Annotated in this window: 23 protein-coding genes, 1 other RNA gene and 1 pseudogene; 3 read left to right on the forward strand and 22 right to left on the reverse strand. The window is 41.3% G+C overall.

What is annotated here, in order from left to right:
- Positions 1 to 10: 10 nt before the first annotated feature.
- From P4V41_RS02035 to P4V41_RS02055, 5 genes and pseudogenes are all read right to left on the reverse strand, one after another.
- Entirely contained in the window at positions 11 to 463 is a 453-nt protein-coding gene (locus P4V41_RS02035; RefSeq protein ID WP_328083191.1) for a MarR family transcriptional regulator, read from the reverse strand.
- 176 nt (positions 464 to 639) lie between these two features.
- On the reverse strand, positions 640 to 1,161 hold the full coding sequence (locus P4V41_RS02040) for a DinB family protein (RefSeq protein ID WP_328083192.1): 522 nt from the start codon (positions 1,159 to 1,161) through the stop codon (positions 640 to 642).
- A gap of 389 nt (positions 1,162 to 1,550) precedes the next feature.
- Positions 1,551 to 2,564, reverse strand: a complete 1,014-nt coding sequence (locus P4V41_RS02045) for an LLM class flavin-dependent oxidoreductase (protein ID WP_328083193.1) — start codon at positions 2,562 to 2,564, stop codon at positions 1,551 to 1,553.
- Between the two features lie 108 nt (positions 2,565 to 2,672).
- A pseudogene (locus P4V41_RS02050) lies at positions 2,673 to 3,670 on the reverse strand (LLM class flavin-dependent oxidoreductase).
- A 107-nt stretch (positions 3,671 to 3,777) separates the two neighbouring features.
- A complete protein-coding gene (locus P4V41_RS02055) occupies positions 3,778 to 5,001 on the reverse strand; it encodes an EAL and HDOD domain-containing protein (protein WP_328083194.1) in 1,224 nt (407 codons plus the stop codon).
- Between the two features lie 211 nt (positions 5,002 to 5,212).
- Between P4V41_RS02055 and P4V41_RS02060 the strand changes: the two genes are divergently transcribed.
- Positions 5,213 to 5,740: a general stress protein gene (locus P4V41_RS02060; RefSeq protein ID WP_328083195.1), complete on the forward strand. Its 528-nt coding sequence runs from the start codon at positions 5,213 to 5,215 to the stop codon at positions 5,738 to 5,740.
- 21 nt (positions 5,741 to 5,761) lie between these two features.
- On the forward strand, positions 5,762 to 5,968 hold the full coding sequence (locus tag P4V41_RS02065; RefSeq protein ID WP_328083196.1) for a CsbD family protein: 207 nt from the start codon (positions 5,762 to 5,764) through the stop codon (positions 5,966 to 5,968).
- 237 nt (positions 5,969 to 6,205) lie between these two features.
- Here P4V41_RS02065 and P4V41_RS02070 read toward each other — a convergent pair whose 3' ends face one another.
- From P4V41_RS02070 to P4V41_RS02125, 12 genes are all read right to left on the reverse strand, one after another.
- Positions 6,206 to 7,042, reverse strand: a complete 837-nt coding sequence (locus P4V41_RS02070; RefSeq protein ID WP_328083197.1) for an undecaprenyl-diphosphate phosphatase — start codon at positions 7,040 to 7,042, stop codon at positions 6,206 to 6,208.
- A gap of 168 nt (positions 7,043 to 7,210) precedes the next feature.
- Positions 7,211 to 8,272: a M42 family metallopeptidase gene (locus tag P4V41_RS02075; protein WP_328083462.1), complete on the reverse strand. Its 1,062-nt coding sequence runs from the start codon at positions 8,270 to 8,272 to the stop codon at positions 7,211 to 7,213.
- Positions 8,273 to 8,349: 77 nt separating this feature from the next.
- Positions 8,350 to 9,330: a nuclease-related domain-containing protein gene (locus tag P4V41_RS02080; RefSeq protein WP_328083198.1), complete on the reverse strand. Its 981-nt coding sequence runs from the start codon at positions 9,328 to 9,330 to the stop codon at positions 8,350 to 8,352.
- A 537-nt stretch (positions 9,331 to 9,867) separates the two neighbouring features.
- Positions 9,868 to 10,205, reverse strand: a transfer-messenger RNA (tmRNA) gene (gene ssrA / locus P4V41_RS02085).
- Positions 10,206 to 10,353: 148 nt separating this feature from the next.
- Complete coding sequence (gene smpB, locus P4V41_RS02090) at positions 10,354 to 10,821, reverse strand: SsrA-binding protein SmpB (RefSeq protein ID WP_066239234.1); 468 nt, start codon at positions 10,819 to 10,821, stop codon at positions 10,354 to 10,356.
- Positions 10,822 to 10,925: 104 nt separating this feature from the next.
- The gene (gene rnr / locus P4V41_RS02095; protein WP_419181280.1) at positions 10,926 to 13,217 is read right to left on the reverse strand and encodes a ribonuclease R; all 2,292 of its coding nucleotides are present in this window, start codon (positions 13,215 to 13,217) and stop codon (positions 10,926 to 10,928) included.
- A gap of 58 nt (positions 13,218 to 13,275) precedes the next feature.
- A complete protein-coding gene (locus tag P4V41_RS02100; protein ID WP_328083200.1) occupies positions 13,276 to 14,022 on the reverse strand; it encodes a carboxylesterase in 747 nt (248 codons plus the stop codon).
- A 12-nt stretch (positions 14,023 to 14,034) separates the two neighbouring features.
- On the reverse strand, positions 14,035 to 14,724 hold the full coding sequence (locus tag P4V41_RS02105; RefSeq protein WP_328083201.1) for an alpha/beta hydrolase: 690 nt from the start codon (positions 14,722 to 14,724) through the stop codon (positions 14,035 to 14,037).
- A gap of 144 nt (positions 14,725 to 14,868) precedes the next feature.
- Positions 14,869 to 15,108 carry a preprotein translocase subunit SecG gene (gene secG / locus P4V41_RS02110; protein WP_066397553.1) on the reverse strand — a complete coding sequence of 80 codons (240 nt, stop codon included), beginning with the start codon at positions 15,106 to 15,108 and terminating at the stop codon, positions 14,869 to 14,871.
- 89 nt (positions 15,109 to 15,197) lie between these two features.
- Entirely contained in the window at positions 15,198 to 15,530 is a 333-nt protein-coding gene (locus P4V41_RS02115; RefSeq protein ID WP_144698119.1) for a hypothetical protein, read from the reverse strand.
- A gap of 51 nt (positions 15,531 to 15,581) precedes the next feature.
- On the reverse strand, positions 15,582 to 15,836 hold the full coding sequence (locus P4V41_RS02120; protein ID WP_198768245.1) for a hypothetical protein: 255 nt from the start codon (positions 15,834 to 15,836) through the stop codon (positions 15,582 to 15,584).
- A gap of 216 nt (positions 15,837 to 16,052) precedes the next feature.
- A complete protein-coding gene (locus P4V41_RS02125; RefSeq protein WP_328083202.1) occupies positions 16,053 to 16,754 on the reverse strand; it encodes an FHA domain-containing protein in 702 nt (233 codons plus the stop codon).
- A 471-nt stretch (positions 16,755 to 17,225) separates the two neighbouring features.
- Between P4V41_RS02125 and P4V41_RS21610 the strand changes: the two genes are divergently transcribed.
- Positions 17,226 to 17,312 carry a putative holin-like toxin gene (locus P4V41_RS21610; protein ID WP_225218726.1) on the forward strand — a complete coding sequence of 29 codons (87 nt, stop codon included), beginning with the start codon at positions 17,226 to 17,228 and terminating at the stop codon, positions 17,310 to 17,312.
- A gap of 133 nt (positions 17,313 to 17,445) precedes the next feature.
- Here P4V41_RS21610 and eno read toward each other — a convergent pair whose 3' ends face one another.
- The 5 genes from eno to gap all read right to left on the reverse strand — a co-directional run bounded on the left by eno (position 17,446) and on the right by gap (position 23,651).
- Complete coding sequence (eno, locus tag P4V41_RS02130; RefSeq protein ID WP_137791699.1) at positions 17,446 to 18,738, reverse strand: phosphopyruvate hydratase; 1,293 nt, start codon at positions 18,736 to 18,738, stop codon at positions 17,446 to 17,448.
- Positions 18,739 to 18,833: 95 nt separating this feature from the next.
- Positions 18,834 to 20,366: a 2,3-bisphosphoglycerate-independent phosphoglycerate mutase gene (gene gpmI / locus P4V41_RS02135; protein WP_328083203.1), complete on the reverse strand. Its 1,533-nt coding sequence runs from the start codon at positions 20,364 to 20,366 to the stop codon at positions 18,834 to 18,836.
- On the reverse strand, positions 20,363 to 21,121 hold the full coding sequence (gene tpiA / locus P4V41_RS02140) for a triose-phosphate isomerase (RefSeq protein ID WP_328083204.1): 759 nt from the start codon (positions 21,119 to 21,121) through the stop codon (positions 20,363 to 20,365). Before tpiA ends, gpmI begins: the two co-directional genes overlap by 4 nt.
- Before the next feature lie 209 nt (positions 21,122 to 21,330).
- Positions 21,331 to 22,515 (reverse strand): phosphoglycerate kinase, encoded by a 1,185-nt coding sequence (locus P4V41_RS02145; protein ID WP_328083205.1) that lies wholly within the window; start codon positions 22,513 to 22,515, stop codon positions 21,331 to 21,333.
- Positions 22,516 to 22,643: 128 nt separating this feature from the next.
- A complete protein-coding gene (gene gap / locus P4V41_RS02150) occupies positions 22,644 to 23,651 on the reverse strand; it encodes a type I glyceraldehyde-3-phosphate dehydrogenase (protein ID WP_066397583.1) in 1,008 nt (335 codons plus the stop codon).
- Between the last annotated feature and the right edge of the window lie 10 nt (positions 23,652 to 23,661).

Raw genomic sequence — 23,661 nt, forward strand, 5'->3', positions numbered from 1 at the left:
CTCCCCCTGCCTATTGTTTTTCCTGAAGTGCCGATAAGATGTTATTGATCTTTTCGTATGTTTCAATAAACTGCTTGATCTCCTGCTCTTCAAACTGAGTAATGATGGATTCAACTAAGTTATAGATTCGCTCTTCTGTTTTTTTGTAAAGCTCGAGTCCCGCTTCCGTCAATGTTAGATAAACAACTCGGCGATCATTTTGATCTCTCGTTCTCTCAATCAAATCTTGATCCCAAAGTTTTGTTATAACAGCTGTAATCGCACTTTTCTTCACATCAAAAACTTTTGCTAGTTCTGTTGACGTGCAGTTCTCTGTCTTGTAGATATACTTCAATGTATAAAATTGATCATTTGAAAGTTCACTCTGCAGCTGTTCTTTTACAAGAGACTCCCCTTTTTTATGAACAGCAAATGTGAGATCGATATAACGATCAACAAGTTCTTTAATGGATAGTTGTGACATCTTAACCTCCTGTTGGTTCATTTTTTTAACTGTTCAATAATTGAACTATCTATTTCCAGATTTAGATTACATGGTGGACAAGCAGCTTGTCAATCACTCTGCTATAACATTTACAGAGATTTGTTTAAACGTAACAAAAAAGACATATCTCTTTAGATATGCCTTCTTCATCTTTCTTATAAGGTTTGCTTTTTTTCTTGTAGCGAATAGAGATAAAAAATATAATCGATCGACGCTCCTTTATAGCCAAGCTGATTGACGATCGCCGATAGATGACCGCGATGATACGTGCCGTGATTCACGATATGCTGAACAAGATCACCATAGGATGAATGAAGTGTTCCAAAATGAGGGTGATGAACGGTGATATCAGCGGATAAATCTCCTATTCCTTTGATGAAGTTCTGGTAGTCTTCAGACAATGACTCAAACTTCATTTGCATGTTTTTTAGATCCGCCGCTTTTAATTCTTCGTGTAGCTGTTTTATGGAGTTAAAAATATCTTCGAATGTTCTACCTTTTAGTACCTGTAGCCATACATAATCGACTTGATACATATGTACGAGAACATCGGCAATCGTAGGAAAAACACTTTCAACCTCTTTTCTGTACATTTCGGTTGGGAGTTCTTTAAGTTTCTCAAATACTTTCTCATTAGCCCAAGAGTTGAATTGTTGAAGCTGTAACGATTTATCCATTGTTTTTACCTCCAAGTTTGTTATTCCAGGTACTAATTTCGATATAGGGGTGAATAAATCCTTTAAAAAACGCAAACAAGTGTTCTTTTTTTAAGAAAGTGCTGTTTTGGGAAGTAGTTGAGTCTTATTTCCGGTGGGTAGGCGGTGAGCGACATTCGTACCCTATAGCTTTTGCAGCGAGCAACGAATACCTAGCGAGGTATTTGAAGGTCTCAATCCAGAAGTTTTCCTTCTTAATCCAGAAATTTTGCGGTTTTATCCACGAGTTTTGCTTCTCAATCCAAAAGTTATCCGCGAGTCTACAATTCTCGACAAATTCAGCAACTCGGATACCTCTCCATCATTAAAAAAGCGCACTCCCCTTAGGAGCACGCTGATCACCACACATTCTATTTTACGATCTCAGATAACAACTGGAAAGAACGCAATCTTGCAGAATGGTCATAGATCTGGCCATTCACGATGATCTCATCTGCCTGTGTTTCGTCCAAGAACGATTGCAGCTTGGCTTTAACTGTTTCAGAACTGCCGATAAAGGATGTGCGTAATTGCTGGTCGAGTGCCGCTTTTTCATACGGACTCCAGATGCCATCCATGCTCTCAACAGGTGGCTTCAGCTTAGTTGGGTTTCCACGCACTAAGTTGACGAACTGCTGCTGAAGAGAGGTAGCGATTCGTGCTGCTTCCTCGTCGGTATCTGCGATTACCACGTTTGCCCCAACCATCGCATACGGTTTCTCTAATACTTCAGATGGCGTAAACGTATTTCTATAGAGCTCTAGTGCAGGAATCGTGTTATCTGGCGAAAAATGACTCGCAAATGCAAACGGCAGTCCTTCTCTCCCTGCCAATCGTGCACTAAATCCGCTTGAACCTAAAAGCCAGATTGGAATATCTTGTCCTTCTCCAGGAACCGCTCTTACTTTCATAGGTGAGTCTGCTCGGTCTGGATCGAGATACGTTCGCAGCTCATCTAGCTGGTACGGAAAATCATCACCCATGTTACCTAAATCTCGGCGAAGTGCTTGTGCTGTTACCTGATCAGTTCCCGGAGCTCGGCCCAGTCCGAGGTCGATTCTACCTGGATACAGTGCATCAAGTGTGCCGAATTGTTCAGCAATCACGAGCGGCGCGTGGTTAGGAAGCATGATCCCACCAGAGCCGACACGAATTTTTGACGTACCACTCGCTACATGACCGATCACGACCGAAGTAGCAGAGCTCGCGATTCCAGGCATGTTATGATGTTCAGCAAGCCAATAACGATTGTATCCCCATTTTTCAGCATGCTGAGCAAGATCTAGCGTATTCTGGAACGATTCTGTAACGGTCCCTCCTTCAACGACTGGAGCAAGGTCAAGAACTGACCATTTCACATCACTTAAACTTTTTTTACTGGACATCGTAACGTCCTCCTTATTTAAAGCAACAAAAAATTAGCTACTATATTTTAATAATTCGCTATTAGTATAACAAGTTTACTTTCTTTAATAAAAAAAACTGCTTATCGCTCATGTGGTTAGTACGTGTTTGGCTACTAGCTCGTATGACTTTATACGTGCCTCATAAGAGTGAGTAATCGTCACAATCATTATTTCATTTGTATGATAGATTTCTTGAAGTCTATAAAGCTCTCTCTTTACCTCTTGTGGTGTGCCTATCATCATTTTTCTTTTTGCCTCAAGTATTAATTGTTTCTGTTCTTCTATAGAGAAAGAGCTCTGAGCTTCTTCTAGTGTTGGAACGCCACTTCCCTCGCCAGCAGCATTCTGTTTTCTCCATAGAATTCCTGGTAATGCGAGTTCCTCAGCACGTTCTGTTGTTTCTGCACAGATCACAGATACCGCAACAATAGTCCTTGGTGTTTTTAAGTATGGATTTGGCTGAAATGATTTTTGGTATGATGCTATAATTTCGGGTCCTGGCTTATCGCTCATAAAATGACCGAACGCATAAGCTGTTCCGAATTCTGCAGCTAAATCAGCACTTTTTTGACTTGTACCAAGAATCCATGGAACGGGCGAAATCTCAGGGACTGGAGCGGCCTGTATCTTAGAAAACATATCGTCTTTAGGAAAGTCGTTACGCAGAAAATGCAGCAGTTGTTTAGTCAATTCAGGAACTTTTCGAACATTACCCAAAAAATTGTCCGAAAGAGCGATCGACGCTTCTGCTGATCCTCCAGGTGCACGACCGATACCTAAATCTATCCTTTCTGGAAAAAGTGTAGCAAGCATGTTATACGTTTCCGCGACTCTGTATGGTTATAATGCGGTAAAAGTACAGCTCCTGCGCCGAGTCGTATCTTTTCTGTGTTTGCACCAATGTAGCTTAGCATCACTTCTGGTGCTGAGCATGATAAACCACTAAAGTTATGGTGTTCCGCGATCCAATAACGAATATATCCGAGCTTTTCTCCCTCTTTTGCCAGATCCATTGAAGCTTGAAGAGCATCTTGAGCACTTTTACCAGAGGAGATTGGTGATTGATCGAGTATGCTTAATTTCATTAGGTGCATCCTCCCTTGTATTCTTGTATTTTACTCCAATCTGACTCTCTTTACTTTTTTTGAGGATTATATAATAAAAAAAGAACCCCACTTGAGGTTCGATAAAGCTAAACTTTTATTTCAGTATCCGCCTTTACAAACTGATCAGCAGATAATGTACTTGCTCGGTAATGAGTAAAGAGTTCTGCTTCTGTTAAATTGATCGTACGGCATATCGACTGAATTTCCAGCCATGAACCTCTCTCTAATCCTTGCACTATTTTTAAAGCGAGGTTATAAGAGTCCATGTTTCCTAAAAGAGCTTCAGCCAGCTCATTCGTAATCGGTATGTCTGCGATCACATCTTTCATCTCTTTACTCAGTAGAGTGTCGATAAGAGAAAACATTCCAAACATGTAGAGATGGTTCTTGGATACACCAACTGATTTTGCGATGCGTTCAAAAAAGAAGGCACGAGTAAGACTCATTTTTACGATTTCCAATCCATTATCAACTCTGTTCAAGCTCGACATCATCAGAATCATGACGAGCTTTTTGATCTCATATAGTCCGACTAGAACAACAGCTTGTTTAATCGTTGTAATCTTACTTTTAAAAAAGTAGGTGCCAGAATTCATCACTTTCAAAAGCTTATAAGAAAGCGAGAGGTCTCGTTGGATCAAGCTGCTTATCTCATGAATGTCCGGATCTGAACCATTTAGCTTTTCTAATAATAGAAGATAGTTCGTCGGAATAGGAGCGATGTCCTTTCCTTGCAACACGACTGGTCTGCTGAAGAAATAGCCTTGAAAGTACTCAAATCCAAGCTCTTTAGCTTCTTCAAACTGCTCTCGCGTTTCGATCTTTTCTGCCAGAAAAGTAATCTGATCGCGGTATGTTTCAATCATAATCTTCATCTCTTGGACGTCCATTAATAAATAATCCACTTTAATAATATCGATGTAAGGCAGCACTCTATCAAGGTTGCGGTTTACCGAAACATCATCCAGCGCAATAATATAGCCTTTATTCTTCAGCTCTTTACAAACCTCAAGGACTTCGTCCGTTAGACGAACATCTTCTAAGATTTCAACAACGATATATTGAGGAGATATATAAGTAGGAATTCGATTTAATAAAAGGTTTTCCGTAAAGTTAATAAAACATTTCTTGCGTTCTCCAACTTCTTTAATCCCGATTCCGGCAAAGCTGTTCACCATCACATCGATCGTTGCACTATCATGATCCAAGCCATCATATCTATTGTTCTCACTGTTTCTATATAAAAGTTCATAAGCGACAACGTTCTCTTCCTTGTCTAGGATTGGTTGTCTGCCGATAAAAATATCCATTTCAATCCCCATTCACAATCATTTTTCCTTTATATAGACATCAAACCATAAATTGTAAACAAGTACAATACGTGTTTTTGTGTTAAATCCTTCCAAATGCTTCGTTATATCCTGTATGTATACTTTTGTCGAACCTGCAAGTTCATGTTTCATCTCAATAGTCATTGGGAACACAAACTACGTACTAATCTTCTACAAAAGGAGGAAATCGATGAATACTCATGGTAAAGTGGTTGGCGTTTTCCGTACAGAAGATGATGCAATTGATGCTATTAAAGAGCTGAGGGAGCAAGGTTATAGTGACAACGAAATCTCAGTAATCGCCAAAGATAAAAAAGAAGTAAAACACATTCATGAAGAAACCGGTTCAAAAGCTCCTGAAGGGGCTGCCACAGGAATGGCTACAGGTGGCATTCTTGGAGGACTTGGCGGGCTATTATTAGGTGCAGGTGCTCTTGCTATTCCAGGAATCGGACCGATCGTAGCAGCAGGACCCATTGCTGCAGCTTTAGGTGGAGCTGCAGTTGGCGCGGGTGCTGGAGGAATTGTAGGAGCACTAGTAGGTTTAGGAATTCCTGAAAATAAAGCAAAAGAATATGAAGAATCTGTTGAAGAGGGAGACATCCTTGTTCTCGTTGATGCAATTGATATCAATCGACATAGACAAGTAAATGACACGTTCCGCACGTATCGCTCGAGTAATTCACATCGATACGAAGATACGTATTCTACTAAATAAAAGAATGGAGGCAGAGTAAGAATGAAAAACGATACAATGGAAGGCAAATGGAAACAGCTTAAAGGTGAAGCACAAAAACAATGGGGCAACCTGACAGATGATGATTACGATCAAGCTCAAGGTGACCGTGAAAAGATGATCGGAAAGATTCAAGAAAGACACGGAAGAAAACGTGAAGAAGCTGAGCGTGAATACGACGATTGGTACAGCAGAATGGATCAATATTAAAAATAGTAGAACCCCCACTAGGTTGTTAAAACCAAAGTGGGGGTTTTTTAATTCTTGCTTCTTTGACAGTTGATTGGAGTGGAAGGTGCGAGACTCCTGTGGGACAGGCGGGCAGGTGAGACACTTAAGAGTGAAACGTACGAATGTGGCTCACCGCCTGCCCCACGGAAAGCGAGCGGCCTGGAACGGAAATAAACTACTTTAAAAGCATCAAAGTTTACGAAAACAGCCTTTTAATTACATGATAACAAAAAAGATTACAGCTACTAGCACTAAACGATAGATCGCGAATGGTGTTAGTTTAACTTTTTCAATAACGTTTAAGAAGAATCGGATGGATAACATAGCGAATACAAACGCACTGATAAATCCAACAATAAAGAACGGCATAGCATCCATACTAAAATACTCTAAGTTCTTTAATAAGGAGATACCACTCGCACCTGCCATGATCGGAACAGCCATGATAAATGTAAAATCAGCTGCAGCACGGTGACTAAGCCCTAGAAGGACACCACCTGAAATCGTAGCACCAGAGCGTGAAAATCCTGGCCACAGGGATAAACACTGAATCAATCCAATAGAGAAAGCTTGTTTGTACGTAATCTTATCTACTGTGTCAATAACAGGATTTTGATTTTTAGCAGCAAATCGATCAGCAAAAATCATGAGAAACGCACCAATCGCGAGTCCAATAAGTACGGTGTTCGTCGTGAAAAGGTACTCATCAATATAATCTTCAAACAACAAGCCAAGAACACCTGCAGGTAAGAGACCTACGATGACTTGCGTTAATTTTAAACGGCTCCCCGTAATTTCATTTGTTGCTTTGTTTCGGCTAAGTCCCAGCATATCGATGAATCGTTGTCTGAAAACAACGACTACCGCTAAAATCGAACCAAGCTGAATCACAACTTTAAATGTATTCGCTGGGTATTTACCTAAAAAGTCTTGTGATTTTAACCACATATCATCGACAAGAATCATATGTCCCGTAGATGAAACAGGAGCAAACTCCGTCAAACCTTCAACTAACCCTAGAATAAGGGCTTTTAACAACAATAGGATGTCCATAAAAATTACTGATCTCCTTTAACAACTTATACTCTCATCTCTATATAATAGACGTTTTTTGATGATTAGCAAAGAATGATGTAAAACTTTTTATAACACTGTAACATATTGCGATAAAGTGAGAAACCCCGTCGGAATAAAATCCAACGAGGTTTTTTTGAGTAGTGTTTAGTAATCCAGAAGCGAATGAAGTTTTTCTTTATCTAGAACCTTTACTAGCTCTACTAAAAGCTTTGTGCTATTTTCTAAGTCGCTTTTACTGATCATGGATGTATGACTGTGAATGTAGCGAGCCGCCACTCCCACTACAAGACTTGGGATACCCTTTTTGAAGAGATGGAACTTTCCAGCATCAGTTCCCCCGCCGAGCATCACATCTACTTGGTAAGGTATGTTATGTTTCTCTGCAACCTCGATAATTAAATCACGAAAACCGGTGTGCGGAATCATCGACGAATCGAGAAACGTAATGAGGGGTCCTTTTCCGAGCTTCGCCTTGTTCGCGTTACCGCCAGGACCATCTTCTGCAACGCCCACATCAAGAGCAATCGCGACATCTGGCTCCATAATGGCTGGTGCAGTTATTGCTCCTCTAAGCCCCACTTCTTCTTGAACGGTCGCACCACAATAGACGGTGTTTGGATGCTTGACGTTTTGAAGTTGTTCTAAAACCTGAAGCGCTGTATAACAGCCTGCTCGATTATCGAGTGCTTTAGCAAGAATGGTGTCACCGTCAGGCATCAGTTCAAAGGGGCATATCGGAAGGATCGGATCACCTACTCTAATCCCCCACTCCTTCACCTGGTCTTTATCTTTAGCACCGATATCAATAAACATCTCTTTCATCGGATAAACCCGGTTTCGTTCATCTGCTGTTAAGATATGAGGTGCCTTTGATCCAACGACACCGGTGAACGTCTTACTTTTCGTCTGAACATGGACACGTTGCGCGAGGAGAACTTGTGACCACCAGCCTCCTAAAGGAACAAAGCGCAAATACCCTTGTTCTGTGATCTCACTGACCATGAAACCGACTTCGTCCATGTGACCTGCAAGAAGGATTTTAGGACCGTCATTCGTAGATCCGTGTTTTTCACCAAATACACTACCGATATGGTCGTTCATTAATGTGGCACCGGTTTTGCTGATCTCGCGTTTCATGATCTCGCGGATCGCTTTTTCAAAACCAGGGGCACCATTCGTTTCTGTTAACTCTTTTAATAAGTCCATCATTTTTCACCTTCCTACTTTATAGGATGGGGAAAATATACGGTTTGAATACGTTCTTTTTCAGAAGGAGAATGAAATTATTCAATATTGAAGGTTAGTTCATATTTTCTTCCTTTATTCGTTCCGATTGTTTTAGAACATAGTGAGTTTAAAAGGTGTTTCGTGATATGAGGTGAGTTGATATGGAGGAAATCATTCATTTGTCGGTTATTTATAGTGTTTCCTATTAGCAAGTAATAGTCGCGTAAGGCTAGTATATGAGCGTCTTTAGAAGTGGTCATACATCTAGAACAAGCCCATGTACCAAACGTTCTGTGCATACTATATAATTTACAATTCGTACACTGAATTCCTTTTATTAAATCACTTTCTGAGATTTGGAAATGCTGAAGAATATTGAATTTTAGTGGATGGTGTTGTAATTGAAGTTGTACGGAAAGATTATGATGAGATTCCTTAGTAAGGAGATGGGTGGTGTGTCTGATCTCAAGTTCTTTTATTTTTTCAGGCAAAACATAGTAGGGTAATACGAATTGGGAGAGAGTGTGAGATTTTCCTTTTTCAGTGGATTTGATTACTGATTTATCATTTCCGATAATTACAAGCGGTTCGATTGGAATGGAAGGGTATTTATAAAAGGCAAGCCATTTTTGAAATTGCTCTACATGTCTATTTACTTGAATTATTGGACTGCTGAACGCTCTTTCATCCTTATTATCATTGATCCTGATCAACTGGTTAAATGTTGAGTCAAAAATAAGAGTTCCAGTTATGTTTTTTACTTCGATGATAATCATGAAATTTGAGGATAGTAGAAGGCAATCGATCTGGAAATAATGTGAACCATCATAAAGACGAAGGTCATGAAAGATGTGATACTTCTGTTCGGGTAAAAAACTTAGCGGAAAATCTAATGAACGCTCACCTCGATATCCAGCGATATTTTTTGCATATGTTTCAGAAGCAATTTGTCTTTTTGGATGATCAAGATCAAGTCGTCTAAATAGTGCCTCAAACTTAAATAATTTAATCGGCTTTGTTCGTTTTTTGATGATCAAAATCTAACTCCTTTCGTGATTATATTGTTAATAATTCTTTTGTCTGGGTGCAAAATCCTGTGAGGAAAATAGATATCGGCAACTTTTTTGTTATATCGGCGAGAATGAGTATTTTATCAGCAACTTTAGAATTATATCGGCAAGATTTTAAATATATCAGCGAAAATCAGATTATATCGACATTTGCCAAATTTAGCATACAAAAAAGGACTCACCCTAGTTGGGCAAGTCCTGTTATCCACCTATGTATGGTGGAGACGGTGGGACATGTTATTCCATGCTTTCGTCATGGCACTGACTATATCTTGAACCTGAAGAATCAGGTCCTTCGGCGTATTATACGAAATATAATTTTACTTAATTCCAAGCAAATTTCGTATCCTAGTACTACCAGAATGGCAGCCTATAAGTCGATACACGGCTGTTGGATCGCTCCACATACCGCTCGGCATTGCCTTGCAACGATAGGCGTTGGTTAGGTTTCACCGATAAAGCCGAATTATCACTTATGTGTTACCACATAAGGCGACTAATTATTAATCGAACCCACGTCCAAAGATATTGGCACTTAAGCTTCTACGAGTGTAGTCGGTTTATTCGCATTTCGCGGATCCGTCTGCCAGCCGACAGGCGCCTGGACCGCTAGCCTGATTATTCTCTTCCATCGTCCTCAGGCGGAGGACAACCGGCGTAGCCCACTAAGAGTGAGTCCCTTACCCTACCACATGGGCGATGGAGGGAGGAACAGCTAAAGTGCTATTATGCAGCTAAAGCTAAGTTGTTGTTTTGTTTGCCAGTTATTGGCTGTGGCGTTTTAACGAGGCCGACCCCCTCGACTCGCAACTTAAGCTCAAACTACCCCTGTCGAATCCGTAACGTCCCCATTATAAAATGGTAAGCAGAAACTTAATTCTGCCGAACCTCGGAAAGAGATAAAAGCTCAATCGCTTCTATTCACTTGTGTACTCAGTATAACATTTTTACTTCATCGTCTCAATTGTAAGTTCCTGTAAAAGGAGCCAATTAAGCCTTTTGTCGATCTCGGAATGCACGTTCGATCTCTCGCTTCGCATCCTTCTTCTTCAGATCGTCACGCTTGTCGTAATGCTTCTTCCCTTTTGCAAGTCCGATCAAAAGCTTCGCAAAACCATTCTTCAGATACATTTTCAAAGGAACGATAGAATACCCTTGTTCTTTTGTAGCACCTAACAGCTTATTGATCTCTTTGCGGTGTAAAAGCAACTTACGCGTACGAAGTGGATCATGGTTGTACCGATTTCCTTGTTCGTATGTGCTAATGTGCATGTTGTGTAGAAACAACTCGCCATTTTGCACACGTGCGAAGGAATCTTTTAAATTTGCCCTGCCTGCGCGAATGGATTTAATCTCCGTGCCCTGAAGGACAATTCCTGCTTCAAATGTTTCTTCGACGTGGTAATCGTGCCGCGCTTTTTTATTCTGTGCGACTACTTTCCCTTCTCCTTTTGGCATGTAAAACTCAATCCTCCCCACAGCAAGTGAAGTTTAATTATAGCAATATGGTCAAATAACGTCAAGGTTCACCACCGAGGATGAACCTTGACCAACTTGCCTTCTTATTTCTTCTTTTTCTTGCCTTTTTTCTTAGCTACTGGTTTGTAGAAAGGTTTTTTCTTCCCTTTCTTTGAATCTTGAGGGCCGCTTGAACGCTCAGTTTCACTTGTGCGGTTCTTGCTTCTTCTTCCTCGTCCGCGTTTTGGTGTATCCCCAATATCGATCACTTTTTGGCGATCTTTAAAGCGTTTACGAGGTGTGCCTTTCATACCGACGATCTCGAAATCAATCGCGCGCTCATCTACATTTACGTTCGCAACCCGAATGGCAATCTCGTCACCGATCCGGAACACGTTCCCAGTTCGCTCACCGATCATCGCCATAAACTTCTCATCAAATCGGTAGTAATCATCCGTTAAGTAACTAACGTGTACGAGGCCTTCAATCGTGTTAGGAAGTTCAACGAATAATCCAAAGTTCGTAACAGAACTGATCACTCCGTCAAACTCTTCCCCGATCTTATCGAGCATGAACTGTGATTTTTTCAACTCATCGGTCTCGCGTTCCGCATCCACGGCACGGCGTTCCATCGCTGATGAATGCTTAGCGATTCCAGGAAGTTCCGCTTTCCAATGACTGACTGTTTTTGGACCTGTATCTTTTTTAAACAGATACGTACGAATCAAGCGATGGACGATTAAGTCTGGGTAACGCCGAATTGGTGACGTGAAATGCGTATAGAACTCTGTCGCTAATCCGTAGTGACCCAATGACATATGATCGTACTTCGCTTGCTTCATAGATCGAAGCATGATCTTGGAAATGACCATTTCTTCAGGCTCACCTTTAACCGTTTCTAATAGCTGTTGAAGGCTGCGCGGGTGAATATCACTCGCCGTTCCTTTTAATGCATAACCGAACATGCCGATGAACTCTAAGAAACGCTCTAATTTTCCTTCATCAGGATCTTCATGGATTCGGTACATGAACGGAAGCTCAAGCTCATGGAAATGCTGAGCAACAGTTTCGTTGGCACAAAGCATGAATTCTTCGATCAGTTTTTCTGCAACAGATCGTTCACGAAGTACAACATCTTGTGGATCGCTATTTTCATCAACGAGTACTTTTGCTTCAGAAAAATCGAAGTCAATCGCACCTCGTGCAAAACGTTTTTTGCGAAGAATTTCAGCAAGCTCTCCCATTAACTTAAAGAAAGGGATGAGTGATTCGTATTTCTTATTAACCGCCTCGTCTTCATCCTGCAAAATTTTTCGAACATCTGTATACGTCATTCGCTCTGTTGTTTTGATCACACTCGGGAAGATTTCATGTTTAATGACTTCCCCATCGTGGTTGATCTCCATCTCACATGAGATCGTTAAACGATCTACTTTTGGGTTCAAGGAACAGATCCCGTTAGATAGACGATGCGGAATCATCGGGATGACACGATCGACTAAGTACACACTCGTACCACGCTCTTGCGCTTCTTTATCGATGGGAGAATCTTCGGTTACGTAGTGCGTAACATCTGCGATATGTACGCCAAGCTTATAATGACCATTTGGCAGCTTGATCACATGAACCGCATCATCCAAGTCTTTCGCGTCTGCTCCATCAATCGTTACGATGGTTTCGTTGCGAAGATCGCGACGTCCTTCAATATCTTTCGGATCGATCTCATCTGGTGTGTTATGAGCTTGCTCGAGTGCTTCAACTGGAAACTCTCTTGGCAGTCCATGTTTAAAGATAACAGAGATGATATCTACACCTGGATCGTTTTTATGCCCGATGATGTGAATGATCTCTCCTTCAGCACTGTTTCTGCCTTCAGGGTATTTTGTGATCTTCACTAGAACCTTATGACCTTCTACAGCGCCGTTAACGCCGTCTGCTGGAATAAAAATATCATTTGGAATCCGTTTATCATCCGCCACAACAAAACCGAATTTACGGCTTTCCTGGAACGTTCCGACAACCTCTGTAACGCCTCTTTCTAAAATACGAATAATCGTACCTTCAGGGCGTGATCCTGAAGAGGTTTGGTTTAAACGCACAAGAACCGTGTCTCCACTCATCGCACCATTCATATCAGATTGTGAGATATACACATCTTTTTGTTCAGAGTCTTCAGGGATAAGGAATGCGAAGCCTTTCGCATGTCCTTGAACGCGACCTTTGATCAGGCTCATTTTTTCAGGTAATCCATAGCGGTTCGTGCGTGTTCGAACGACTGAACCTTCATCTTCTAGTTCGTTAAGTGTTAAAACCAGTTTCTTGAAAGCTTCAGCGTCAGGAAGTTGAAGAGCTTCTTCAATTTCTGTCACTGTCATCGGTTTTTCCGAATCTTTCATGAGCTGGAGTATATGCAGTTTATCCAAAAACTGACCTCCTTTTTAAGGAAAAAAGGTTCTATTCTGACCAATCAAGGTCTTCTAAGAAAGCATAAACATCTTCATGCAGCTGTTCTTTTTCCTTGTCTAATGTAATTACATGTGAAGAATTTTCATACCATTTAAGATCTTTCTTATCGCTTTCTACTTCTTCATAGATAATATTTGCAGAATCTGTATTTATCATTTCATCATTTCTAGCCTGCACAACAAACGTAGGTGCGTATACGAGATCTACTGAATTTCTTACACTTTGAATGAGTTCTTGAAGAGCTTTCAACGTGTTCATCGGCGTTTTTTTGAAGTCTTCCATCTCTAGCTCTATCTGTTCTGCTGTTTTTTGTTCACGCTTTTTATATTCTTCAGCGTACGCACAAACCCCTTTATACATCACTTCTTCACTCTTGATGGACATCGGTGCGCACATCGGAATAACAGCTTTTACAGGATGTTCTGTAGCAAGTTTTAATGAGAAAACTCCACCTAACGAAAGCCCGCAAACAGCAATCTCATCATAGCCTTTTTCTTTTAAATGATTGTAGCCGCCAATCACATCTTCCCACCAGTCTTTGGGTCCTGTGTGTACTAATTCTTCAGGAGGAACTGCATGTCCTTTATACTGAGGGGCGTGGCATGTATAGCCCTTCTTCTGCAGAAATCTCCCCATCATTCGTACATCGGCTGAACTGCCCGTGAACCCATGAAGCATTAAGACTCCCCGTTTTCCTCCTTCAAAGAAAAACGGTTTTGGTGCTGCGATTTTCATGTTGTCTCTCTCCTATTCATTCATTAAAAATTGATAAACTTCTTGAATTAATTCATCTTTCTCTACATCATGACAGATCATGTGCTTGGACTCTTTAAAATAACAAAGTCGCTTGTTAGAGGCTGCTATCGCTCTGTAAAGGTATTCAGCACTTCTTCTCGGAACAAGACCATCACATTCCCCTTGAACGATTAAAGTAGGTGCTGAAACCTGTGCGAATTCAGGTTTGATCATTCTTACAAGCTTCTGAAACTCTCTCGTTGCACTAAAAGGCGTATCAAGGAATTTTTTTCTATACCTCTTATATAATTCATGATCTCTTAGTTGACCGTTCAACCCAGAGATCATCATATTGGCAATATCTTTAATCATCTGTGCAGGGTTGAAATAGTACGCACTTGCGTTCAACAGAATTAACTTGTCGCACCCGTATTTCGAAGCTAAATAACCTGCGATCATGCCACCCATTGAAAAGCCGACAATATAGATCTGTTCAACCTTTTCTCGAAGCTCTAAATAGGCACTTTCAGCTTCTTGAAGCCACTCGGTATGCGTTTTTCCTCTTAGCGAAAGCTCTGTTCCGTGTCCAGGATACGTTGGCACAGATAACAACCAATCCGTATGCTTCTCTAGATACTCTGTAATTGGCTCAATTTCATAAGGTCCACCTGTGAACCCATGCAAACAAAGACACCCGATCATGCTACCACCTTTTTTGTCTATAGGTTACCCTTTTATCCTCGTATCAAATCATATCACAACCACTCTCATAAAGGTTATGTGGCGTTTCTATAGACTAAAAAAACAACAAGCGGCATACACCGCTTGTTGTTTTTTGACTGTTCCTTAATTCATAGGAATAAAGTATGCTACTGAAATCGTTAGAATGAAGAACAACACTGCAAGAATGATCGTTAACTTACTTAGCAATGCGTCAATTCCACGTGCTTTTTGTTTACCAAAAAGCTGTTCAGCTCCACCAGTAATCGCGCCTGATAACCCTGCCGAACGACCTGATTGAAGAACAACGACAACGATTAATGCGACTGATACTAAAATAAGAAGGATTTTTGCTGCTGTTAGCATGTATGTTACACCTCCACCGTTCCACGTTACATTACCCTAAATGTACCATAACTTGAATGGGCGAGGCAAAGCTTTTTTCAGAACCTTCCTTAATTTGTTCCTGAATAGTTGATATCAAATTCTTTATGAAAAATATAGAGGCGAACCGCTCTAATAACATTCAATCTTTTGTTTAACATCCCTACTACTTGAACGGTAGCTCCTGGTTGCACCGCTTCGTCTGGTGCAATATCCAGCGTCTTATCACCATCGAGCAGCTCTGTCTTAGCGTCCAGTTTTACTTTCATCAACGTTTTCTTATGAGAGATGGTAAATACTTGGCCATTCGTTTCTTTCACTTTTCCAATAAAGCTGATCGGATTTAATTTTTCCAGTTTGTTTTCTGCACCATCCGAAGATTCTTGTTTAAGTGGTTGCATCATAAACATCCCCTCTTCGCAATAATGGGGACATCCCCCATTTTCATTTTACTGTTACTTGTTGTGTTTTATGTCTGTTTCTAGTGGTGTGTCTTTTTTTGAAGAGTAGTAGTTATCATTGAATATGGATTTTTTGATTACAACATCTTCATAAGTCTCTGATTTCAAACGAGCCTTCTCTCCATTCGTGATCTGCAAGTCATAGGTTCGTATATACAAAATCGTAAATAGTAGAACGATAAATGCTCGGATTAATCGAAACCGATATGATCTTCCTCTTCGATCCCGTCTAGTTTCCTCTACCCTCATTTTTTCTTCACCACACCTATTTAAAAGAAACATGTTAAAAAGGAGTTTTTTCCTTTTATTTAATTTACTCTCTTTTTGTCTAGTCTAAAATGGATTTATCATGACTCTTTTCTTATACGAAAATGATAAGTTTCTGATAATTAAAAGCATGTAGTCTTATAAAAAAAAGCCTAATAGAACTATGAAGTTCTAATAAGCTTAAGGGTAAAATTGCATTTAATTGATTTGCAGCATATAGCCGTAGCGTGGAACGGTAACAATTGAATCTCCATACGGTCCTAGCTTCTTTCTCAGACGGTAGACGAGCGCGTTAATCTCATCGTTTCCAACGTCAGGGATGTCGTTCGAACCGGCAACCATTCGCTCTGGCCATATTTGGATCTTTATTTCATCGCTACTAACTGCTTGATTCTTTTTGCGATACAAAAACACAAGAAGATCGGTATGCTTTCCAGATAGAAATAAAGGCTCCCCATCAATCGAGATCTGACGGCGTTCAGGAATGATATGCAACCCACTCGTGATCTGTGATTCTGCAGGTTGAATAGGTGACGTAAACTCCATCGTAAGATCCGATTGATCAGCTTGAGTGTTCAAGTAAGTTAACAGAATAACTCCCTTTGCCAAGCTGATCACATCACCAGATTGCAGCTGTTTCGGGATATGCGGCTCGAGCAGCTGATTGTTGAGCGCTGTTCCGTGTTTTGAATCTAGATCTCGAATAAAAGATACCCCATCTTGCATATAAATCTCTGCATGCTTCCGAGATACATATGGGCTAATAAATGACACATCTGTTTCGTTCGTTTGAGAAGATCGTCCAAAGACGAGTGCTTCTCCTTCAGGTTTCAATGGCATAAGGCTCCCCGTGTCATAAGGATCCCCAGCTTCAATGCGTATGTATAAACTATCGTTCATCAAATATTCCCCCGTACATCAAGCAAGTACTTGTTATAAGCATTTTAAATGATTTTCGTTAAAAATAGAAGGATTATGAGGTTTTGTGAGAAATTTGGTCAAAAGCCGTTGGTAGATACTTGGTGATTTAGAAACTTGGGAACGCTCGTGAAGAATTGTTGTGAAATGGAGATTCTGAGAAGGTTCCTGAAGTTCTTGAATCGCTCATAAAGTCTTGGAATCGCTCATAAAGCTCTCGAATCGCTCACAAAATTCTGGAATCGCTCATAAAACTCTCGAATCGCTCACAAAATTCTGGAATCGCTCATAAACCTTTAAATCGCTCACAACCCTATGAAAACACTGTATGTAATTAATCCTGAAATCCTTTAAGCAAAAAAGACAAGCCTTATTACCTATCTTTCTCTTTTTTGGTATAGGACAACCCTGCTTTTACGAATCTTAAAGGTAACATGATTGGAGGGATCAAAGATGACTGTTTTTGAAACGATGTCGCTCATGATCAGTTTCTCAATGCTCATTGTTACTATCCTTCATTCTAACAATCGCTCTCGATAAGCAGTAAAGTCAACTCACCTCGTTTGAAATGAAGACAGCCCCCGAATCAGCACTTTCTGTGCTTGATCCGGGGGCTTGTCTTTTTCACAAAGACAAAATGGCGAATTTGTCTTTGTTTGGGGTCAGACCCCAATTATTTTTTTAGGTTGTAGAATGCGTTCATTCCTGGGTATACAGCAAGGTTGCCTAGCTCGTCTTCGATGCGAAGAAGTTGGTTGTACTTCGCAACACGGTCAGTACGAGAAGGAGCACCAGTTTTGATTTGTCCAGCGTTTGTCGCAACAGCGATGTCAGCGATCGTGCTGTCTTCTGATTCACCAGAACGGTGAGAGATAACTGCTGTGTAACCAGCACGTTTAGCCATTTCGATCGCGTCGAACGTTTCAGTCAACGTACCGATTTGGTTAACTTTGATAAGGATGGAGTTACCGATTCCTTTTTCGATACCTTCAGAAAGCTTAGTTGTGTTTGTTACGAACAAGTCGTCACCAACAAGCTGTACGCGGTCACCGATACGCTCTGTTAATAGTTTGAAACCATCCCAGTCGTTCTCGTCAAGACCGTCTTCGATTGAAACGATCGGATATTTGTTAGCAAGATCTTCGTAGAATGCAACCATCTCTTCAGAAGTCTTAACAACACCTTCACCAGAAAGGTGGTATTTTCCGTCTTCTTTGTTGAACAATTCAGAAGCAGCAACGTCCATTGCAAGGCGAACTTCTTCACCTGGCTTGTAACCAGCTTTTTCGATCGCTTCCATGATTGTTTGAAGAGCTTCTTCATTTGAACCAAGGTTTGGAGCGAATCCACCTTCGTCACCTACAGCTGTGTTCAATCCTTTTTCTTTAAGAACTGCTTTTAGGCTGTGGAAGATTTCAGTACCCATGCGAAGTGCTTCAGGGAAGCTTTCAGCACCAACAGGCATAACCATGAATTCTTGAATGTCTACGTTGTTATCAGCATGCTCTCCACCGTTTAAGATGTTCATCATTGGAACTGGAAGAGTTTTAGAGTTGAATCCTCCAAGGTACATGTAAAGAGGTACGTTTAAGAAATCAGCAGCAGCGTGTGCAACAGCCATGGAAACACCAAGGATTGCGTTAGCGCCTAGCTTACCTTTGTTTTCTGTACCATCAAGCTCGATCAACGTTTGGTCGATTCCAACTTGATCAAGTACATCAAAACCGATAAGTTCTGGAGCGATGTTTTCGTTTACGTTGTTTACAGCGTTCATAACACCTTTTCCAAGGTAACGCTCTTTGTCGCCATCACGAAGCTCAACTGCTTCGTATTCACCTGTAGAAGCACCAGATGGAACGATTGCGCGTCCAAAAGCACCTGATTCTGTGTAAACTTCTACTTCAACTGTTGGATTACCGCGAGAGTCTAGAACTTCGCGAGCATAAATTTCAATAATAGCTGACATATTTGTCTCTCCTTTTTAAAAGAAAATGTAATTTGAGAATAAGGTATTTCGAGCACTATGCACAAGAGGCTCTGTACATATTCCGTAAAATAAACTTATTTAATTAATGATTTACCTGTCATTTCTTTTGGTTGTTCTCCACCTAAAAGGTTTAAAACCGTTGGTGCAAGATCGGCCAAGATTCCGTCTTGACGCAGTTCCAATCCTTCTTGTGTCACAATTACAGGAACAGGATTTGTTGTATGAGCCGTCATCGGATTGCCTTCCATCGTAATTACTTCATCAGCATTACCATGGTCAGCTGTAATGATCGCTGCTCCTCCTTTTGCAAGGATCGCATCGACCACTTTTCCTAAACACTCATCCACTGTTTCAACCGCTTTAATCGTAGGCTCAAGCATACCTGAGTGACCTACCATATCAGGGTTGGCAAAGTTTAAGATGATCGCATCGTGCTTATCTGCTTCAATCTCACCTACAAGAGCATCCGTAACTTCATAAGCACTCATCTCAGGCTTTAAGTCATATGTTGCTACTTTAGGCGAGTCGATTAAGATACGCGTCTCACCAGGAAACTCTGCTTCACGTCCTCCACTAAAGAAAAACGTTACGTGTGGATACTTTTCAGTTTCAGCAATACGAAGCTGTTTAAAGTTTTGCTGTGATAAAACTTCACCCAAAGTGTTGTCTAGGTTAGTAGGTTTAAACGCTACATTCCCATCAACTGTCTCACTAAAGTGTGTTAAACAAACGAAGTGAAGGTTTTTCGGGAACGCTTCTCCGCGGTCAAATCCACGGAAATCTTCGTTCGTAAACACTTGTGAAATTTGGATCGCACGGTCAGGACGGAAGTTACAGAAGATAACTGCATCTCCATCTTGAACCGTCGCAACAGGCTCTCCGTTTTCTTTTTTCAAAACAGACGGTAGAACGAATTCATCATGAACCCCGTTGCTGTATGAATCTTCAACGACTTCAAACGGATCTTTGTAGTCTGGTCCTTCACCGTAAACCATAGCGCGATATGATTTTTCAACTCGGTCCCAACGCTTATCACGGTCCATGGAATAGTAGCGGCCAGAAAGTGTTGCGATCTCACCAACACCGAGTTCGTTCATCTTGTCCACTGTTCTTTGAATATAGCCTTTAGCAGATTGAGGTGGTACATCACGCCCGTCCAAGAATCCGTGCAGATATACTTTTTCCACGTTCTGCTTTTTAGCTAGTTCTAACAGCGAAAGAATGTGATCGATGTGGCTGTGGATTCCACCATCAGAAAGCAATCCAAAAATATGAAGCGCTTTGCCGGTCTTTTTCACATGGTCCATCGCATCAATAAACGTTTGATTTTCGTAAAAATCTCCTTCTTTGATCGATAGATTCACGCGAGTCAAACTTTGATAGACGATACGTCCTGCACCAATGTTCAAGTGACCTACTTCAGAGTTACCCATTTGACCTTCTGGAAGTCCAACGGCTTCCCCACTAGCTGTTAGTTGAGCGTGCGGATACGTTTCCCAGTAGCGGTCAAAGTTGGGCTTTTTCGCTTGTGCAACAGCATTACCTTTGTCTTCATTACGGCAAGCAAAACCGTCTAAGATGATTAAAGCTACTGGTTTTTTACTCATCGGCTAACGCCCTCCAGAAGCTGAAGGTAAGATTTTGGCTCAAGGCTAGCTCCACCAACCAAAGCGCCATCAATATCAGACATACCCATTAATTCTTTAATGTTGTCAGGCTTTACACTGCCGCCGTATTGAATACGAACAGCATCTGCAACATCTTGAGAGAATTGATCTGCTACAACACTACGGATGTAAGCACATACTTCGTTCGCATCTTCAGAAGAAGCTGTTTTGCCTGTTCCGATCGCCCAAACTGGCTCGTATGCGATAACCGTTTGTTTCATCTGCTCGTCTGTTAACCCAGACAAACCTTTTTCAGTCTGTGCTTTTACAACGTCCTTCGTTTTGTCTGCTTCACGCTGCTCAAGCGTTTCACCCACACATACGATCGGAGTTAGACCATGTTTGAATGCAGCATGTGTCTTTTGGTTAACCAGCTCATCTGTTTCACCAAAAAGTTCACGACGCTCAGAATGTCCAAGAATAACATATTGAACGTTAAGATCTTTTAGCATAACAGGGCTGATTTCACCTGTGAATGCACCACTCTCTTCAAAGTGCATGTTTTGTGCACCAATCGCAAGCGGTGTACCTTCTGACTCGTCTGCTAAGCTGTCAAGGAACAGAGCAGGAGCACAGATTACAGAGTCAACAGTTTCAGCTGATGGCACAAGACCTTTCACTTCTTCTACAAAACTGCGTGCTTCTGTTAACGTCTTATTCATTTTCCAGTTACCTGCAATAATAGGTTTACGCATTCTTTTCACCTCTTAAAAGTGTTTCTTTTAGGGTAGTGCTAATAGCATTCTAAAACATCATTGAAAAGTTGATTGGAGCGCAGGGTGTGAGACTCCTGCGGGACAGGTGGGCAGGTGAGACACTTATACGTGAAACGTACGAATGTGGCTCACCGCCTGCCCCGCGGAAAGCGAAGCACCTGGAGCGGAAATCAACCGCCCACAAAAGCTTACTTATCGTTTAGTGCTACAACTCCAGGAAGCTCTTTACCTTCCATGAACTCAAGAGAAGCACCGCCGCCTGTTGAGATGTGGCTCATTTTATCAGCAAGACCAAACTTCTCAACCGCTGCAGCTGAGTCTCCACCACCGATAACGCTGTACGTGTCAGTTGCTTCTGCTAGTGCGTTTGCTACTGAACGAGTACCGTTTGCGAATGCGTCGATCTCAAATACACCCATCGGTCCGTTCCATATTACAAGCTTCGATTCTTTAATAACCTTTACGTACTTTTCGATCGTTTTTGTTCCGATATCAAGCCCTTCCCAGTCAGATGGGATAGAATCGATCGCTACTACTTTCGTGTTAGCGTCGTTCGAGAAGTCGTCGGCTACTAAAACATCCTCAGCAATCAGGAAGTTCACGCCTTTTTCTTTTGCTTTTTCCATGAAACCGCGAGCAGTTTCAATCTTATCTTCTTCTAAAAGAGACTTCCCTACATCATGACCAAGCGCCTTAATGAATGTATACCCTAAACCACCGCCGATGATCAGGTTGTCTACTTTGTCTAATAGATTGTCGATTACGTCGATCTTATCCTTAACTTTTGCACCACCGATGATAGCAGTGAAAGGACGATCAGGATTAGATAGAGCTTTTCCTAGCACTTCAAGTTCTTTTTCCATCAACAAACCTGAAACAGCCGGAAGATGTTTCGCGATTCCTTCTGTTGAGGCATGCGCTCTGTGGGCTGCTCCAAAAGCATCGTTTACGTACACATCAGCGTGTGCAGCAAATTTTTCTGCTAATTCAGGATCGTTCTGTTCTTCTCCTGGATAAAAACGAACGTTCTCAAGTAAGATCACGCCGCCTTCTTCTAGGTTAGCAACTGCCTTTTCAACTTCCTCGCCGTATGCTTCATCCGTTTTTACAACTTCTTTACCAAGAAGCTCGCTTAAACGTTCTGCTACAGGAGTTAGACGAAGTTCTTCAACAACTTGTCCTTTTGGACGTCCTAAGTGACTTGCTAAAAGAACTTTAGCGCCTTGCTCTGTTAAGTATTTGATGGTAGGAAGAGCAGCGTTGATACGCGTTTCATCCGTAATGTTTCCATCTTTCATAGGTACGTTAAAATCAACACGGCAAAATACCACTTTGCCTTTTAGATCGATGTCACGAACACTTTTTTTGTTCATAAGTACATGCAGCCTCCTGACTAGTAAAAAGATTAAAGAAACGACAATCCCCAGGTTTTACATGGGAAAGAGGAGTAGAAGCCCCTTTGAAACGACTTCTCCCCCTCCTTATTGTTCTTCTCTATCTATTAAAGTCCTTTTTTAGCGATATAGTCAATTAAATCTACAACGCGGCTTGAGTATCCAGTTTCGTTATCGTACCAAGATACAACTTTAACCATGTTTCCTTCCATAACCATCGTGGAAAGAGCATCGATTGTAGAAGAGTGAGTGTCGCCATTGTAGTCAGTAGATACAAGCGGCTCTTCAGAGTAGCCAAGGATTCCTTTAAGGTTACCTTCAGCTTCAGCTTTAAGTGCTGCGTTCACTTCGTCAACTGTAACTTCTTTGTCTAATTCAACAACTAAGTCAACTAGAGATACGTTTGGAGTTGGAACACGCATAGCCATACCGTTAAGCTTACCTTTAAGTTCAGGAAGCACTAGAGAAACTGCTTTTGCAGCACCAGTTGAAGTTGGAATGATGTTCTCAGCTGCCGCACGAGCACGACGAAGATCTTTATGTGGAAGATCTAGAATTTGTTGATCGTTTGTGTATGAGTGAACAGTTGTCATCATACCGCGCTTCACGCCGAATTTCTCGTGAAGAACTTTTGCGAATGGTGCAAGACAGTTAGTCGTACAAGATGCGTTAGAGATTACATCGTGGCTAGCTGCATCGTACTTGTCTTCGTTTACACCAAGAACTACAGTGATATCCTCATCAGAAGCAGGAGCAGAAATGATTACTTTTTTAGCGCCAGCTTCTAAGTGTTTAGCAGCATCTGCACGCTTTGTGAAACGTCCAGTTGATTCAACAACTACTTCTACACCAAGGTCTCCCCAGCCAAGTTGTGCTGGATCGCGCTCAGCTAAAACTTTGATTTCTTTGCCATCTACAATAAGTGCATTTTCCTTAACTTCAACAGAACCAGCGAACTTGCCGTGTACTGTGTCATGCTTTAATAGGAAAGCAAGAGTGTCAGCATCTGTTAAGTCGTTTACAGCTACAACTTCTACCTCAGGGTTGTTGAATGCTGCGCGGAATACATTACGGCCAATACGACCGAAACCATTAATACCAATTTTTGTTGCCATGTAAAATGAC

Source organism: Fictibacillus nanhaiensis (assembly GCF_036213205.1).
Taxonomy (GTDB): Bacteria; Bacillota; Bacilli; order Bacillales; family Fictibacillaceae; genus Fictibacillus; species Fictibacillus nanhaiensis_E.

What these genes read in the sequence shown, in the direction of transcription:
- P4V41_RS02035 (WP_328083191.1), bottom strand. Translation starts at nt 463, where the DNA reads ATGTCACAACTATCCATTAAAGAACTTGTTGATCGTTATATCGATCTC.
- P4V41_RS02040 (WP_328083192.1), bottom strand. Translation starts at nt 1,161, where the DNA reads ATGGATAAATCGTTACAGCTTCAACAATTCAACTCTTGGGCTAATGAG.
- P4V41_RS02045 (WP_328083193.1), bottom strand. Translation starts at nt 2,564, where the DNA reads ATGTCCAGTAAAAAAAGTTTAAGTGATGTGAAATGGTCAGTTCTTGAC.
- P4V41_RS02055 (WP_328083194.1), bottom strand. Translation starts at nt 5,001, where the DNA reads ATGGATATTTTTATCGGCAGACAACCAATCCTAGACAAGGAAGAGAAC.
- P4V41_RS02060 (WP_328083195.1), top strand. Translation starts at nt 5,213, where the DNA reads ATGAATACTCATGGTAAAGTGGTTGGCGTTTTCCGTACAGAAGATGAT.
- P4V41_RS02065 (WP_328083196.1), top strand. Translation starts at nt 5,762, where the DNA reads ATGAAAAACGATACAATGGAAGGCAAATGGAAACAGCTTAAAGGTGAA.
- P4V41_RS02070 (WP_328083197.1), bottom strand. Translation starts at nt 7,042, where the DNA reads ATGGACATCCTATTGTTGTTAAAAGCCCTTATTCTAGGGTTAGTTGAA.
- P4V41_RS02075 (WP_328083462.1), bottom strand. Translation starts at nt 8,272, where the DNA reads ATGGACTTATTAAAAGAGTTAACAGAAACGAATGGTGCCCCTGGTTTT.
- smpB (WP_066239234.1), bottom strand. Translation starts at nt 10,821, where the DNA reads ATGCCAAAAGGAGAAGGGAAAGTAGTCGCACAGAATAAAAAAGCGCGG.
- rnr (WP_419181280.1), bottom strand. Translation starts at nt 13,217, where the DNA reads ATGAAAGATTCGGAAAAACCGATGACAGTGACAGAAATTGAAGAAGCT.
- P4V41_RS02100 (WP_328083200.1), bottom strand. Translation starts at nt 14,022, where the DNA reads ATGAAAATCGCAGCACCAAAACCGTTTTTCTTTGAAGGAGGAAAACGG.
- P4V41_RS02105 (WP_328083201.1), bottom strand. Translation starts at nt 14,724, where the DNA reads ATGATCGGGTGTCTTTGTTTGCATGGGTTCACAGGTGGACCTTATGAA.
- secG (WP_066397553.1), bottom strand. Translation starts at nt 15,108, where the DNA reads ATGCTAACAGCAGCAAAAATCCTTCTTATTTTAGTATCAGTCGCATTA.
- P4V41_RS02115 (WP_144698119.1), bottom strand. Translation starts at nt 15,530, where the DNA reads ATGATGCAACCACTTAAACAAGAATCTTCGGATGGTGCAGAAAACAAA.
- P4V41_RS02120 (WP_198768245.1), bottom strand. Translation starts at nt 15,836, where the DNA reads ATGAGGGTAGAGGAAACTAGACGGGATCGAAGAGGAAGATCATATCGG.
- P4V41_RS02125 (WP_328083202.1), bottom strand. Translation starts at nt 16,754, where the DNA reads ATGAACGATAGTTTATACATACGCATTGAAGCTGGGGATCCTTATGAC.
- P4V41_RS21610 (WP_225218726.1), top strand. Translation starts at nt 17,226, where the DNA reads ATGACTGTTTTTGAAACGATGTCGCTCATGATCAGTTTCTCAATGCTC.
- eno (WP_137791699.1), bottom strand. Translation starts at nt 18,738, where the DNA reads ATGTCAGCTATTATTGAAATTTATGCTCGCGAAGTTCTAGACTCTCGC.
- gpmI (WP_328083203.1), bottom strand. Translation starts at nt 20,366, where the DNA reads ATGAGTAAAAAACCAGTAGCTTTAATCATCTTAGACGGTTTTGCTTGC.
- tpiA (WP_328083204.1), bottom strand. Translation starts at nt 21,121, where the DNA reads ATGCGTAAACCTATTATTGCAGGTAACTGGAAAATGAATAAGACGTTA.
- P4V41_RS02145 (WP_328083205.1), bottom strand. Translation starts at nt 22,515, where the DNA reads ATGAACAAAAAAAGTGTTCGTGACATCGATCTAAAAGGCAAAGTGGTA.
- gap (WP_066397583.1), bottom strand. Translation starts at nt 23,651, where the DNA reads ATGGCAACAAAAATTGGTATTAATGGTTTCGGTCGTATTGGCCGTAAT.